Origin of the sequence: Arthrobacter sp. H14 (assembly GCF_000520495.1) — a bacterium.
In the GTDB taxonomy this organism is placed as follows: Bacteria; Actinomycetota; Actinomycetes; order Actinomycetales; family Micrococcaceae; genus Arthrobacter_C.
This window is the reverse complement of the sequence record NZ_KI914664.1, coordinates 5,293-19,111: the sequence shown is the minus strand read 5'-3', so window position 1 is coordinate 19,111 and position 13,819 is coordinate 5,293. Positions and strand designations below refer to the sequence as shown.

Sequence of the window (13,819 nt, the reverse complement as noted above, 5' to 3'; positions counted from 1 at the left end):
TGTGTGCTGCAGTCCCCAAGGAGCCCGCCGCAGCCGGACACCACGATCGCGGCGACGCCTTTGCGGCTCAACTCACTGGCAACTGCCAGGCCGGACAGTCCGGAACCGATGATCACCGTGTTAGTCGACTCCATGGCCGCTGACGTGCATGGCGCATTGCCCACTATTGGTACCTCCCCGAACGGTAGGAGAACAGGCCCATTGAGCGGCCCCCAGTTACGGCTCTTCAATAGGTAAGCGAAATGATCCGGCCACAGGCGTGACCGCTGTTGGTTCCCCCGGCAGATCCCGGTGCGGAACACTGGTCCGAGCCTACATAAATCTTCGACTGCCCGGTAGCGGCGGGCCGGTTCTCCACAGGGGCAGTAGCGTATGGATCGTGATTTCCACAGTTGTAGGACGTCGTTGCTGTGTGGTCGGTCACTGGAAGGTAAGCTTGAAGCAGGCGGAATCAACGCCCTCGGGGGCAGTCTAGGAGGCACCGGCCATGAGTGAGAAAGCCGGACATAGTACGGATGGAAGGAAGCCGCGCGGGATCGTGGTGGGAGTTGATGGCTCCGACCAAAGTGTCTGCGCACTCATCTGGGCCGCCAAGGAGGCTCAACGCCGTCGTGCACCATTGCATTTGGTAACCGCGTATACGGTTCCTATTTTCGCCGCTTCCGGACTTGACGGAGGCTATGCCACAGTTGACGACGCCGTGATCCGCGATGGCGCGGAAACGGTGCTTCGGCAGGCCGCGGCAAGAGTGGCGGATTACGACGTCGAGGTGCATGCCTCCGTGGAAACGGGCGATGCCGCCGGCGTGCTGCTCGAGCTGTCCGAAGAAGCCGAGCTCATGGTGGTTGGTTCCCGGGGCCGGGGCGGCTTCATGGGACGGCTGCTCGGCTCGGTCAGCAGCGCTTTGCCGGCCCACGCCAAGTGCCCCACGGTCACCATTCCGCTATGCAGCGCGTCGCGGCTGGCAGAAGCAGGCATCGAAGCCCCACAGGGGCGCGACCGCCAGCCCGCCACGAGTGCGGCGGACGTGGAGCCCGTGGTTCTGGTCGGCGTTGACGGTTCGGAACAGGCCCGTGCGGCCGTGCTGGTGGCCGCTGAGCAGGCCTTGCGGTGGAAGCGTCCATTGCGGATGATTTGTTCCGTTCCGCCGTTTACCGGTTCGCTGGCGTGGGTGCCCGCGCCGCTGGACCGGGAGGCTCTCTACGCGGACATCCAGGTGCAGCTGAACGCTGGCAAGGCGTGGCTGCAGAGTCACTTCCCGGGTCTGGATATCTCGCATCAGGTTGTCGACGGAGCTCCGGTCGAGGTGTTGATCGAAGCGTCCAGGACCGCGGAGCTGCTGGTACTTGGTTCCCGTGGCCGGGGTGGGTTTGCCGGCATGCTGCTGGGCTCCACCAGCCAGGGCGTCATGCACCATGCCAAGGGACCGCTCATGGTGGTGCCTGACCGAACTGATCCACGGCTTGCCAACCGGCCGGACTTCGGACCGCTGCTCGGCTCCAGCTAACCTGCGGGACGGGCGCCTGAGTCAGCCAACTGGTCGAAGCGCCGCTCCCGTCCGTGTGTATGGGCGGTCATGCCTGCCCAGGCTCAGGCGTGCTGTTCCCGTTCGTGCCGGGCGTGGGCCTGGGGTTCCAGCTGGAAGGTGCAGTGTTCGGTGTCGAAATGGCTGCCAAGGCACTCGCACAGCCGGTCCAGGATCCGGTCCGCGCCGCCGGCGTCGAACGCTTCATTACCAACCACCACATGCGCCGAAAACACCGGCACGCCCGAGGTGATGGTCCAAATATGGATGTCATGCACATCGGTCACGCCCTCGACACTGAGAATGTGTTCGCGGACCATGTCCAGATCCACATCCTTGGGCGTCGCTTCCAGCAGCACGTTCACGACGTCCTTAAGCAGGCTCCACGCCCGCGGCAGGATCATCAGGGCGATCAGGATCGATGCCCACGTGTCCGCCTGTGTGTAGCCAGTGGTGGCGATGATTACGGCGGCGATAATGACGGCGATCGACCCGAGCAGGTCTCCAAGGACTTCCAGGTAGGCCCCACGGACGTTCAGGCTCTCCTTCTGGCCGCCGCGCAGGACCAGCAGTGAGACGAGATTCGCCGCAGCGCCGATCACAGCCGCGGCCAGCATGATCCCTGTTTCCACTTCCGGCTCCGAGCCGAACCGGCGGACAGCTTCGATAAAGATCACTACGGCGATGACGATCAAGACCAGGGCGTTCGCCAGGGCGGCCAGCACCTCGGCGCGCTGATACCCATAAGTGCTGCGGTCGCTCGCGGGCCTGGTGGCGATCCAGGAGGCCAGTAGGGCAATCGAAACCCCTGCGGCGTCGGAGAGCATATGCCCGGCGTCGGCCAGCAGCGCCAGCGAGCCGGAGAGGGCGGCGCCGATAACCTGTATAACTACGACGGACAAGGTAATGGCGACGACGATGAACAGCCGTTTGCGGTGCTTGCCCGCGGCGGTGCCGGGCTGAATCCCGTGAGTGTGACTGTGCCCCATGGGTTAAGGCTATCGCCCGGCGGTCACCCCCAGCCCAGCTCGTGCAACCGGGCGTCATCAATGCCGAAATGGTGGGCAACTTCATGAACGACCGTCACGAGTACTTCCTCGATAACTTCTTCACGGCTTTCGCACATTTCCAGGATCGCTTCGCGGAAAATGACGATCCGGTCCGGCAGGGAACCTGCTTCCCACCAACCGTCGCGCTCGGTCAGGGGGGTGCCCTCGTAGATGCCCAGCAACACCGTGTCCGGGTCTTCGCCAGGGTCCGGTTCATAGTTGTCTTCAATGAAGATGGCGACGTTGCTCATCGCATTGGCCAGGTCTTCCGGTATGCGGTCAATCGCGTCGTCGACCGCCGCCTCGAATTCTTCCTCGGGCATCTCCATCACATTCCATTTCTACCCCCTCCCAGGGGCCGGCGCGACGACGGCGGACGGAAGACACACCCCATTTTGTTTAATCGGCCGCTGGGCCCTATGCTTTTATAGGTCCACAACGGGAAGGTTCCCTCGATGCAAATCGGGCGGAAGATTTCACGTGTAGTGTCCGATGCCCCCATCGTCTAGCGGCCTAGGACACCGCCCTTTCACGGCGGCGGCACGGGTTCGAATCCCGTTGGGGGTACTGCAGGAGTAATTTTCCTGCGTTTTGAGGCTGGTAGTATTGACCAGTCTTGTTAGTAAGGCCCTGTAGCGCAGTTGGTTAGCGCGCCGCCCTGTCACGGCGGAGGTCGCGGGTTCGAGTCCCGTCAGGGTCGCATTGGCGTTCCGGTCAAAAGCCGGATCGTCACGGCGCCAGTAAGAGTGGCGCCGGGCTCTGTAGCTCAGTTGGTAGAGCGTTCGACTGAAAATCGAAAGGTCACCGGATCGACGCCGGTCGGAGCCACGTACGGCGCTTGCATGCGCCGGGAATACCAAGGCCAGACGTGCGGCGTCGGGCCTTTTTTGGTTTTAAATCCAGCGCAGCGAGGGTGAGCGGCAGGACCTGGCCCATAACCGGAACGTGGTCCGCAAACTCCAAAGTGTTACAGAGACGGGATGTTGGAATCCAGTCGCGCCGGATCGCCCGGCTGTATTCTGGAGGGACCGTTTTGGAGGGCGTCATGAACCAGTTCGACGGCCGGAAAGGCCTTGCGATATCGATGGATTCGCCCGGCATGGAATGTGCCCCTGAGGTCTCCAGGACCCGTCACCGGCCCCCACGCGCTCTCATTCCTTCCACTCTACTCACTGCTGCTCTCGTCCTGACCGGCTGCTCCGGCGCCGGTAGCACCGAGGGTGAAAGCCTGCCCGGCGAGAACCGGATTTCGACAGATGGAAGCTCCGTGGGAAGCGTCCCGACCAATGCGGAGGCCAGCGATGTGCCCACGGGTTCCTACGGCGGTGGCCCTGGCGTGTATGACGGAGGGAACGCTGCCGGTGACGGGGGCGTAAGCGAGGGCCCCGACGCGGGCGGTGTAGATTCAGGCAACGCCGCAGGCGGTGGGGCGGACGCAAATCCAGGGGCGGAAGGAAGCGGCGCCCTGAGCGGAAATGTCGCTCCGAATGAAGGCGACGCCGCGGAGGATAATTCTGCTCCCAATGGCGGAGCGGACCAGCCCGAAGGCGTGGACGGAAACGAAGACGCGGATGCTACTGCCGCAGGCCCGGAGGATGAGGCCAACGGCACGGGCAAATCCACCGACAACGCGGACGTTAATGAGGGAGCCAGTGGCATCGACGGCAATGGTGCTGGGAGCAACGGAAAGGCTTCCGACGGCGATGAAGCGTCCGCCCGCGCCGGCCTCAGCGGGGCGTTCAAAAATATGAGCAAGGCATGCAAGGCCATCAGTGCCCAGATGCTCTCGATCGCCTTCGCGCCATTGACTTACTCCTACGGTGGAGGCCGGGCGGAGGCCAAGCAAGCGGTAAGCGAGCTGACCCAGCTCAAGAAGAAGGTCCCGGCGGAACTCCGCGACGACTTTGACAAGGTGGAGGAAGTCTTCGCTGAGAGTGGTCATGCATACTCCAACTTTGATGAGGCGGCCTTCGAGGAGGCGGTCATTCCGATCGAGGAGTGGGTCCTGGAGAATTGTCCCAAACTGCACTGACGGAGCTGTTTTTAACCGCATTTTCCACACATTCCAGCATCGGTGTTGTTCTGCCCTGCAGAGGCACGCAACGGGCTAGGGTGGGAGCTAACAGAAAGGGTGGACGATGGCCGACGACGATGCCCGTACCAGTGGTGCCCACACAACTGAGATCCGAACCGAGCCCTTAACCGGCCCGGATCAGGACTTCCGTCCCACGGCGGCTGACGCGGGCGATGGCACGGGGGAGACCGAAGTGCTCGCGAAGAACACTCCGCAGACGGCGCGCGCGCAACAGGCCGCTGCAGAGAACGCGACCGGCCGGACTGTCATTTCGGATGTCGCTGTAGCCAAGGTGGTGGGCATCGCGGCCCGTCGGGTCGAAGGCGTCTACGCTCTCGGTACCGGCGGATCACGCACCCTCGGAGCCCTGCGCGACGCCGTCGGCAGCAGCGATCTTACCCAAGGCGTACGCGTCGAGGTCGGCGAGACCCAGGTCGCGGTCGATATTAATCTCGTGGCCTCGTATGGAAATCCGCTTCAGGATGTGGCGAACCACGTCCGCGCGGCCGTCTACACAGCGGTGCAGGAACTCGTTGGATTGAGCGTGATCGAGGTGAATGTCGAGATCAACGATGTGAACGTTCCCGGCGTCAACGACGGCAAGCAGCAGGCAAATGAGAAATAGCGGCAGGGCGCATGGGACGTTGGCGATTAATGGTCTTTGAGTCATACAGGAAGTGAGGGATTCGAATGAATCTCACCGTCATTGGCATCGGTATCGGCGCCATTCTTGCGTTCACCGCATTGTTGTTCCAGTTCTGGGGTTTCCTGCTCATGGTTGTCTTCATGGCCGTCGGAGCATTGCTCGGGCGGGCAGCTGAAGGCAAGCTTGATCTGCGCGGTGTCCGGGACGCTCTGACCGGGCGGCGATCCTCCTCGTGACGGAGCTGGCTTCCAGGGCGGAAACCGTCCGTAATGCCGTGCGTGCCGGACGGAAATCGGGATTTTCGGGCCACAACCGGATCAGCACGCAGGCGCTGACCAGTGTTGCCCAGGCCGCCGCAGCGGAGGTGCTGCGCGTCCCGGGGGATCAGATCCGGGCCACCTGGCGGGACGACGCCGGTCTGCTCGCCCTTTCGCTGATGCTGCCAATTGAAATCCCTTCGCTCACCCGCGTCGCGCGGGATCCATCGGTGCTTGACAATATTGGCGGTTCCATTTGGGAGCGGGGGCTGGCGGCCAGGGAAACAATCCTGGATAAAATCACCCATCTGACCGGTTCGCAGTTGAGCCGGGTGGATATCCGGATCACTGGTGTCCGGGTCAAGGAGGGCGGACGCGTTCAATGAGTGCAGAAGAAACCGAGCGTGCTCCCGATCCGGCGACGGCGGGAATCCTGCGCCGGGAGACGCATGCCTCCCGCGCGGCAGCGTCCGTGCTGGCGGCCGGCCTGGTAACCGTTTTCGCTGTCTATTGCCTTTTCGAGGCAGCGTTGAAGGCGTTCGGGCAGGAACCGTGGCTGCTGGCACCCGAGCAGGCGTGGGAGTGGATCAGTAACCTCCCGTCCGGAATTGATCCCTTGGCGCTGGGCGCGGTCGGAGCGCTGATCTTCCTGCTGGGACTGTACTTTTTCTTGAATGCCGTGTTGCCCGGCCGCCGCTCACGGCACATCATCCCGAACCCCCGTGCCGCCGTCGTCGTCGACAATGAAGTAATTGCATCTTCCCTGGCCAGGCGGGCACGGGCGGAGGCAGGAGTGACGCCGGAACAGGTTCTCGTCACAGTCTCCCGCCGGCTGGTCGAAGTCAATGTCAGGCCGACGTCGGGCATCCCTGTGGATGAGGCAGCCATCGCCGAAGCTGTGGAGGACGAGTTGATCCGGACTCCGGTCAAGCCGCTGCCCGACGTCAGGGTCAAGGTTTCGGCTGAGGGAGTGATCGGCGTATGAACGGCACTCCGCGCGCCCTCAACCGGATCCTGCTGGTAACCATCGGTGCCATTCTGCTGGCGATCGGGGCATTGGCGCTGGCGCTGGCCGTAGTCCCTGCAGCCGGCCCCTGGTGGCACAACGTTGCAGAAGCAATCCAGGCCCGGATGCACGCGCTTTTTGAACAGACGACCCTCGAAGGCCAGCGGGACAGCTGGCTGTGGATTGTGCTGGCTGTGCTCACCGTGCTGTTGATTGTGGGCATGGTGGCGTGGGCGGCTAATCAGGGCAAGGGCAGGACGAGCGACTTTGCCGGTGACTTTGGCCAGGAGCGCGACGGTGGACGCGTCCTGATCAGCGGTTCCGTGGCAGAGCAGGCGCTCAAGGGTGCTCTCGCGGAGCGGACCGACCTGGTCAATGCAACCGTGGCCGCCTACAAGATCAAGGGTGAACCTGGTCTGCGCGTCCGGCTGCATCCGCGGCCGGGAGTGGCGCCATACATCATTGCTGAAGAAGTGTCGGAGCTGGTGCGTGCGCTCGACGCCGTCGTCGGGGTCAGCCGGCCGGTGTTGATCAGCATGGGCGCCGGGGCGCGGACGAAATTCGTCCGCGCCGAACGCGTCCGCTGAGCTGACGTCCTGACTATTTCTCCGGCAGCATCCACACCGTGGCGTTCGGCGCGAGCCGCGTGTCATCCACCGCATCGGGACTGCTGGAAAGTGCCACGCTGTGGTCGCCGGGCAGGTCAACGGGCCCGGTTCCCAGATTGGCGAAAACCAAAACAGAACCGTTATTGAATGACAGGACGCCGTCGCCCGGCTTGTTCAGCGGTGACCATTCCAGGATCCCGGCACCGAGCCGGTACTCGGCGCGGAAAGCCAGCGCTGAGCGGTAGAACTCAAGGGTGGAACCGGCAATGCCGTCCTGCCGGTCGACCGCGTACCGCTTGAAGCTCGCTGGCTGGGGCAGCCAGGGGCCGGCGTCGCTGGCGGCGTAGTCGCCAAAGCCATAGCCCGGGGCATCCGAATGCCACGGCAGCGGCACCCGGCAACCGTCCCTGCCCTTTTCCGCGCCTTGGGTACGGAAGAACGACGGGTCCTGGCGGACATCGCTGTCCAGCGCGGTGTGCTCGGGCAGGCCGAGTTCTTCACCCTGGTAGATATAGGCGGAGCCGGGCAGGGCCAGCATGAGCAACGTGGCCGCCCGCGCCCGAGCCAGCCCGAGTGCTTCATCAGGCTGCTCATCATCGGAACCGACGCCCTTCGGGAAGTTCGTCGGGTCCTGGAGGCCGAACCGGGTGGTGTGGCGGATGGTGTCGTGGTTGGACAACACCCAGGTGCTCGGGGAACCGACGGAGGAAGCCGCGTTCAGCGATTCCTCGATGCTCTTGGCCATCCTGCGGGCATCCCAGCCGGCCAGCAGGAAATCGAAATTGAAGGCCTGCTGCATCTCGTCCTGACGGATGTAGCGGGCGAGCCGTTCGGCCGGTTCCACCCAGGCTTCTGCGACGAGCATCCGGTTCCCGGGATATTCGGCCAGCACCTCGTTCCAGCGGCGGTAGATGTCGTGCACGCCGTCCTGGTCGAACATTGGTGAGCGGCCGGCGTCGGACTCTTCCGGTCCACCCATCCGGGCCTGCTCCTCATCCTCGATATTGGTTGCTTCAACCGTCGGGCTCTCACCCTCAACCATCCCCGCCTGTCCGCTCCAGTCCGGAAGCCCTTCCTCTTTGATGAGGCCATGGGCGACGTCGATGCGGAAACCGTCGGCTCCACGGTCAAGCCAGAAGCGGAGGACCGAGATCATTTCTTCCTGGACCTCGGGGTTCTCCCAGTTCAGGTCCGGCTGCTTCGAGTCGAATAAGTGCAGGTACCACTGCGGACCCAGGGCCGAACCGTCGTCGACCTCCATCAACCTGCTCCAGGCCGGACCTCCAAAGACCGACTGCCAGTTATTGGGCGGCAGCTCCCCGTGTCCGCCCTTGCCGTCGCGGAATATATAGCGGTCCCGGGCGCGGGAACCACGCTTTGAGTTCAAGGCTTCCTTGAACCACACATGCTCATCCGAGGTGTGATTGGGAACGAGGTCCACGATGACGCGGATGCCACGTTCGTGCGCGGCGGCCAGCATGGTGTCGAAATCCTGCAGACTCCCGAACAACGGATCGACGTCGCGGTAGTCGGCGACGTCGTAGCCGGCGTCGGCCTGCGGTGAGACATAAAACGGGGACAGCCAGATGGCGTCAACGCCCAGTTGCGCCAAATATGGCAGCCGCCCGGTGACTCCCGCGAGGTCGCCCATGCCATCATCGTCGGCGTCGGCGAAGGAGCGCGGATAGATCTGGTAGATCACCGCGTCGGACCACCACGGAACGGATCGCCCGGCGTCTTGCCTCGCGGATGGAGTCTGCTGGAGGTCAGTCACGGGAGACCTTTCGACGTCGATTTACGTAAGCGCTTGCATTGACGTGATTCACATTACTAATATGAGCCTCATCACTCAACCGGCCATCGTATTCTCGCGGCCATCTCAACGAGGAGAGTTTATGTTCAATAGTAAGAGACTGGCACCAGTCGCTGCGGCTGGCGTTCTGGCCCTTGCCCTGACGGCCTGCGGAGGATCCACCGGCGGCGGCGGTGGCGGTGGCGGCGGAGAAGCCGACGGACCGGCCTCCCAGAACCTGGATGCACGCGGCCCTATTACCTACGTCCAGGGCAAGGACAACAGCGACGTTGTCCGTCCCCTGATCAAGAAATGGAATGAAGCGCACCCGGACGAGAAGGTCACCTTCAAGGAACAGTCCGACAGTGCGGACCAGCAGCACGACGATCTGGTCCAGAACTTCCAGGCTCAGAACGAGGAATACGACGTGATGAGCGTCGACGTGATCTGGACCGCTGAATTCGCCGCCCAGGGCTGGCTGCAGCCACTCGAGGATGAGCTGGCCATCGAGACCGGTGACATGCTGCCGGCGACCGTCGCCAGCGGTACCTACAACGACACCCTTTACACCGCACCCCAGTCCAGCGATGCCGGCCTGCTCTACTACCGCAAGGATCTGGTGCCCAAGGCGCCGGAGACATGGGAAGAGATGATGGGCATGTGCGACATCGCCGAGGAAAATGACATGGGCTGCTACGCCGGCCAGTTTGCCAAGTATGAGGGGCTGACCGTCAACACCGTCGAGGCGATCAATACCGCCGGCGGCGACATCCTCGACGACAGTGGCAAGCCGACGCTCGAGACTCCCGAGGCGAAGGCCGGGCTGACCAACCTGGTCGAGGGATTCGAAACCGGAAACATTCCGGAACAGACCATCACCTTCATGGAGGAACAGAGCCGCATCGCGTTCCAGGACGGCGACCTGCTGTTCCTGCGCAACTGGCCGTACGTCTATGGCTTGGCCAAGAACGAGGAATCCTCGAAGGTCCAGGATAAGTTCGCCATCGCTCCGCTGCCGGGCCGCGACGGACCAGGCGCCTCCGCACTCGGCGGGCACAACGTTGGCATCAGCGTCTACTCCGATAACAAGGCGACGGCGCACGACTTCGTCGAGTTCATCACCAGCCCGGAAACGCAGAAGTTCTACGCGCTGCAGGGCTCCTTGGCTCCAGTGCTGACCGATCTGTATGACGATCCGGAGTTGGTCAAGGAACTTCCGTACCTGCCCGTACTGAAGACCTCGATCGAGAATGCGGTGCCGCGTCCTGTGACGCCGTTCTATCCCGCGGTCTCAAAGGCGATCCAGGACAACTCCTACGCCGCCCTGCAAGGGGAGAAATCGGTGGATCAGGCGTTGGCGGACATGCAGCAAGCGATTACGTCAGCCGCAGCCGGATCTTAGGCAAAGCCTGAGGGCGGGGCTGCAGCCCCAGCCCTCAGGTCCGAACGAAGCACGCGCAGGCGATATTGCCTGCGCGGGAGGAGGACCATGGCTGTCCAGGCAGTACCAGTCGGCGATGCCGAGAAGCCCCCCGGGGAGAAACCGGGTTCATCCGGTAACGGAAAGCGCAGGATTCCCGGTCAAGGCCGCTGGGCGGCGCTGTTCATAGCGCCGACGCTTGTGCTGCTCGCCGTCGTGATTCTGTATCCGATCATCAGCGCCATTGTGATGTCGCTCCAGCAGGACGCCGGGCTGGATCCGGCGACCGGGCTGTTCGTCGAGGGCGGTTTTGCCGGCCTTAACAACTACACCCAGTGGTTGCTGCAGCAATGTGCCGCGGTCGGCGGAGGCACGGTGCCCTGTGCCCCGGGAAGCCTGGGCGCGCAGTTCTGGTCTGCCACCGGCATCACGTTCTTCTTCACCATCGTCACGGTGGCGCTGGAGACGGTATTCGGTTTCTGGATGGCCCTGATCATGGCCCGCGCGTTCAAGGGCCGTGGCATCCTGCGCGGCGCCGTACTGGTGCCGTGGGCAATTCCGACGGCGGTCACGGCGAAGCTCTGGTTCTTCATCTTCGCGTTCAACGGAGTGGCCAACAACCTTTTTAACACCACCATTCTTTGGACCGGCAGCGAGTGGCCGGCACGGTTCGCCATCATTATTGCCGACGTGTGGAAGACGACGCCGTTCATGGCGCTGTTGATCCTGGCCGGACTGCAGATGATCCCGGGCGACGTCTACGAGGCGGCCAAGGTCGACGGCGCATCAGCCTGGCAGAGGTTCGTGCATATTACGCTGCCGCTGGTGAAGCCGGCGCTGATCGTGGCGATCCTGTTCCGCGTCCTTGATGCCATGCGGATGTATGACCTGCCGGCGATCCTGACCGGTGGCGCGAACGGTACGACAACGTTGTCGATTCTGGTCGTTGAACAAATCCGGCAAGGCTTCAACAGTGCGGCCGCATTGTCGACGATCACGTTCATTATTATCTTCCTGGTCGCGTTCATCTTCATTAAGTTCCTCGGCGCCAACGTGGCCGCGGACAGCACGTCCGGCGGAAAGGCGAAAATCAAGTGAGTACAGTAACCAGCACCGCCGACGTGGCGACAGGGCCCGACAGCGCTCCGAAGCGGCGTGCCCGGAACCGTGCCAGATGGGCGAGTATCCGCACGTATGTCAGCGCCGCGGTGATTTTCCTCTGGTGCATGGCGCCGTTCTACTGGATGATGGTCACCGCCTTCCGCGAGGTCCAGTACACCTTCGAAATGACGCTGTGGCCGACCCATCCGACCCTGAACAACTTCGTGACCGCGTTCTCCGAAGAGTTGGGGAACCACCTGGGCAGGGCGTTGTTCAACAGCCTGTTCATCGGCGTCTGCGTGACGGTCATCGGTCTGGCCGCCGGCGTTTTCGCAGCCTACGCGCTGGCCCGGATGGAGTTTCCGTACAAGTTCATGGTGCTGGGCGTCATCCTCGGAGCGTCGATGTTCCCCGGCGTCGCACTCGTGACTCCGTTGTTCCAGCTCTTCACCGACATCGGCTGGATGGGCACGTATCAGGCGCTGATCATTCCGAGTATTTCCTTCGTCCTGCCGCTGACCGTTTACGTGCTGACTTCGTTCTTCCGGGAAATGCCATGGGAACTCGAGGAGGCGGCGCGGATCGACGGCTGCACCAAGTCGCAGGCGTTCCGCAAGATCATCATGCCCTTGGCGGCTCCGGCGGTATTCACGACGGCGATCCTCGCCTTTATCGCGTCCTGGAACGAGTACTTGCTCGCCAGCCAGCTCGCCAGCGATGCGACTCAGCCTGTCACCGTTGCGATTGCCTCCTTCGCGGGCAGCCAGCCGCACCAGGAACCCTACACAGCGGTGATGGCGGCAGGAACCGTTGTCACCATCCCGTTGGTCATCATGGTGCTGATCTTCCAGCGCAAGATCGTCGCGGGCCTCACCGCAGGTGGTGTGAAGTGATCGTCGACCACGCACCGCAGGGCAGGCGCTCCAACGGTGCTGAGCGGACAACGCAATGGTGAAGAACCGGAAGGCCGAGCGCAAGGCCGAGAATATCGACATCCTGATCGGTCTGCTCGGCTTCTTCGCCGCGGTCCTCGTCGTCGTTACTATCATTGCCCAGCTTTCGGGTGAGCCCGCCGTCGGATGGGCGTTGCTGCTGCTTCTCCTCGTCCTGATCATTTGGTTGTTGGTCAAGAAGCGGCTAGGCAATCCAGATTCCGGAAGAGGGGACCGGCATCAGCGCAATTAAGGGGAAGACGTCCAAGGGGGCAACGGCGCCGGCAGTCAGTATTGACGACGTCGCTATGGCCGCCGGGGTCTCCACTGCGACTGTTTCGCGAGCCGTCCGCGGCATCCCTGGCGTCTCGGCGGCCACCCGTGAGCGCGTGCTGAAGATCGTCGAGCGTCTCGGTTACGTGCCGTCGTCGTCCGCCTCAGGCCTGGCCTCCGGCCGGACGATGACCATGGGTGTCGTGGTGCCGATGATTGACCGCTGGTACTTCGCCACTGCCCTCGGCGGCGCCGACCGGGCCTTGCGGGCCGCGGGCTACGACCTGATGGTCTTCAACCTGGGCGGGGCCGGGGGCAACCGTGAGCGGGTGTTCCACCGCTCGATGCTGCGCAAACGCATCGATGCCCTTCTGGTGATGTGCATGTCGTTGACTGAAGAGGAACTGGTGTCGCTGCGCGCGCTGGACTCGCCGTCGATTGTTGTCGGTTCCAATCTGGAGGGTGTGCGCCATGTCAGTATCGATGATCCGGTTGCCGTCAAGGACGCCGTTGAGCACCTGATCGGGCTTGGTCACCGGGACATTGCGCATCTGCAAGGCACCGGGGAGTACGGTTTCGATTTTTCCGTCCCGCTGCTGCGCAATGAAGCGTTTGAGGCAACAATGCAGGCACATGGTCTCCCGGTGCGGCCGGAATGGACCGCCCTGGGCAATTTCAGGGCCGCGGACGGCAAGGCCGCAGCTGCCCGGCTCCTGGATGATCCCGGCAACCGTCCGACGGCGATCTTCGCTTCCTCCGATGAGATGGCCTTCGGCGTCATGATGGCTGCCGCGGAACGGGGCATCCGGATTCCGGAAGAGTTGTCCGTGGTGGGGATCGATGACCATGAACTCTCTGAACCGGCGGGACTGACGACCATCCGGCAGCGGCCGGACGAGCAGGGTGCCTTCGCCGCGGGCCTGCTGCTGGCCGAACTGGCCGGCGCCGCCCGGGTCCAGCCTGGAATCCAGCCGCACGAACTGGTGGTGCGCAAGTCAACGGCCCCGCCGCCGTCGCCAGTAACGACGTAGCGGCAATGACCGCGCCGCCGTCGGCAATCCACCCGGCAGCGCAGCGGTGCGCTAAGACGCGCGCCCGAGCTGCCGGACCGGAATCCACCGGCTGGCCAGACGCCG

General features: G+C 63.3%; 15 protein-coding genes and 3 tRNA genes. 15 read left to right on the top strand and 3 right to left on the bottom strand.

What is annotated here, in order from left to right:
* The first annotated feature begins 487 nt into the window (after nucleotides 1–487).
* Nucleotides 488–1,507: a universal stress protein gene (locus Y707_RS0114295; RefSeq protein WP_026535586.1), complete on the top strand. Its 1,020-nt coding sequence runs from the start codon at nucleotides 488–490 to the stop codon at nucleotides 1,505–1,507.
* An 83-nt stretch (nucleotides 1,508–1,590) separates the two neighbouring features.
* On the opposite strand, the gene Y707_RS0114290 is transcribed toward Y707_RS0114295, so the two are convergent.
* Nucleotides 1,591–2,514, bottom strand: a complete 924-nt coding sequence (locus Y707_RS0114290; protein ID WP_026535585.1) for a cation diffusion facilitator family transporter — start codon at nucleotides 2,512–2,514, stop codon at nucleotides 1,591–1,593.
* 23 nt (nucleotides 2,515–2,537) lie between these two features.
* Nucleotides 2,538–2,903: a metallopeptidase family protein gene (locus Y707_RS0114285; RefSeq protein ID WP_253905188.1), complete on the bottom strand. Its 366-nt coding sequence runs from the start codon at nucleotides 2,901–2,903 to the stop codon at nucleotides 2,538–2,540.
* Between the two features lie 165 nt (nucleotides 2,904–3,068).
* Between Y707_RS0114285 and Y707_RS0114280 the strand changes: the two genes are divergently transcribed.
* The 9 genes from Y707_RS0114280 (at nucleotide 3,069) to Y707_RS0114240 (ending at nucleotide 7,144) form a co-directional block, all read left to right on the top strand.
* A tRNA-Glu gene (locus Y707_RS0114280) sits at nucleotides 3,069–3,141 on the top strand.
* Between the two features lie 59 nt (nucleotides 3,142–3,200).
* Nucleotides 3,201–3,274: transfer RNA gene (locus Y707_RS0114275), tRNA-Asp, on the top strand.
* A 55-nt stretch (nucleotides 3,275–3,329) separates the two neighbouring features.
* Nucleotides 3,330–3,402 (top strand) — tRNA-Phe (locus Y707_RS0114270).
* 439 nt (nucleotides 3,403–3,841) lie between these two features.
* The gene (locus tag Y707_RS0114265) at nucleotides 3,842–4,606 is read left to right on the top strand and encodes a hypothetical protein (RefSeq protein ID WP_216699263.1); all 765 of its coding nucleotides are present in this window, start codon (nucleotides 3,842–3,844) and stop codon (nucleotides 4,604–4,606) included.
* 106 nt (nucleotides 4,607–4,712) lie between these two features.
* Nucleotides 4,713–5,273 carry an Asp23/Gls24 family envelope stress response protein gene (locus Y707_RS0114260; protein WP_081744889.1) on the top strand — a complete coding sequence of 187 codons (561 nt, stop codon included), beginning with the start codon at nucleotides 4,713–4,715 and terminating at the stop codon, nucleotides 5,271–5,273.
* A gap of 65 nt (nucleotides 5,274–5,338) precedes the next feature.
* Nucleotides 5,339–5,530, top strand: coding sequence for a DUF2273 domain-containing protein (locus Y707_RS0114255; RefSeq protein ID WP_026535581.1), 192 nt, complete (start codon nucleotides 5,339–5,341; stop codon nucleotides 5,528–5,530).
* A gap of 5 nt (nucleotides 5,531–5,535) precedes the next feature.
* Nucleotides 5,536–5,937 (top strand): hypothetical protein, encoded by a 402-nt coding sequence (locus Y707_RS0114250; RefSeq protein ID WP_253905187.1) that lies wholly within the window; start codon nucleotides 5,536–5,538, stop codon nucleotides 5,935–5,937.
* Nucleotides 5,934–6,536, top strand: a complete 603-nt coding sequence (locus Y707_RS26245; protein WP_051442041.1) for a DUF6286 domain-containing protein — start codon at nucleotides 5,934–5,936, stop codon at nucleotides 6,534–6,536. The genes Y707_RS0114250 and Y707_RS26245 overlap by 4 nt, the downstream gene beginning before the upstream one ends.
* A complete protein-coding gene (locus Y707_RS0114240) occupies nucleotides 6,533–7,144 on the top strand; it encodes a hypothetical protein (RefSeq protein WP_026535579.1) in 612 nt (203 codons plus the stop codon). The genes Y707_RS26245 and Y707_RS0114240 overlap by 4 nt, the downstream gene beginning before the upstream one ends.
* A gap of 13 nt (nucleotides 7,145–7,157) precedes the next feature.
* On the opposite strand, the gene Y707_RS26240 is transcribed toward Y707_RS0114240, so the two are convergent.
* On the bottom strand, nucleotides 7,158–8,816 hold the full coding sequence (locus Y707_RS26240) for a glycoside hydrolase family 13 protein (protein WP_035781817.1): 1,659 nt from the start codon (nucleotides 8,814–8,816) through the stop codon (nucleotides 7,158–7,160).
* Nucleotides 8,817–9,060: 244 nt separating this feature from the next.
* Here Y707_RS26240 and Y707_RS0114230 point away from each other — a divergent pair, with 244 nt between their 5' ends.
* The 5 genes from Y707_RS0114230 to Y707_RS0114210 all read left to right on the top strand — a co-directional run bounded on the left by Y707_RS0114230 (nucleotide 9,061) and on the right by Y707_RS0114210 (nucleotide 13,714).
* Complete coding sequence (locus tag Y707_RS0114230; protein WP_026535578.1) at nucleotides 9,061–10,359, top strand: ABC transporter substrate-binding protein; 1,299 nt, start codon at nucleotides 9,061–9,063, stop codon at nucleotides 10,357–10,359.
* 87 nt (nucleotides 10,360–10,446) lie between these two features.
* Complete coding sequence (locus Y707_RS0114225) at nucleotides 10,447–11,475, top strand: carbohydrate ABC transporter permease (RefSeq protein WP_026535577.1); 1,029 nt, start codon at nucleotides 10,447–10,449, stop codon at nucleotides 11,473–11,475.
* Nucleotides 11,476–11,498: 23 nt separating this feature from the next.
* Entirely contained in the window at nucleotides 11,499–12,371 is an 873-nt protein-coding gene (locus Y707_RS0114220) for a carbohydrate ABC transporter permease (RefSeq protein WP_026535576.1), read from the top strand.
* A 55-nt stretch (nucleotides 12,372–12,426) separates the two neighbouring features.
* Nucleotides 12,427–12,663, top strand: coding sequence for a hypothetical protein (locus Y707_RS26235; RefSeq protein WP_051442038.1), 237 nt, complete (start codon nucleotides 12,427–12,429; stop codon nucleotides 12,661–12,663).
* A complete protein-coding gene (locus tag Y707_RS0114210; RefSeq protein WP_333782851.1) occupies nucleotides 12,623–13,714 on the top strand; it encodes a LacI family DNA-binding transcriptional regulator in 1,092 nt (363 codons plus the stop codon). Before Y707_RS26235 ends, Y707_RS0114210 begins: the two co-directional genes overlap by 41 nt.
* Nucleotides 13,715–13,819 lie beyond the last annotated feature (105 nt).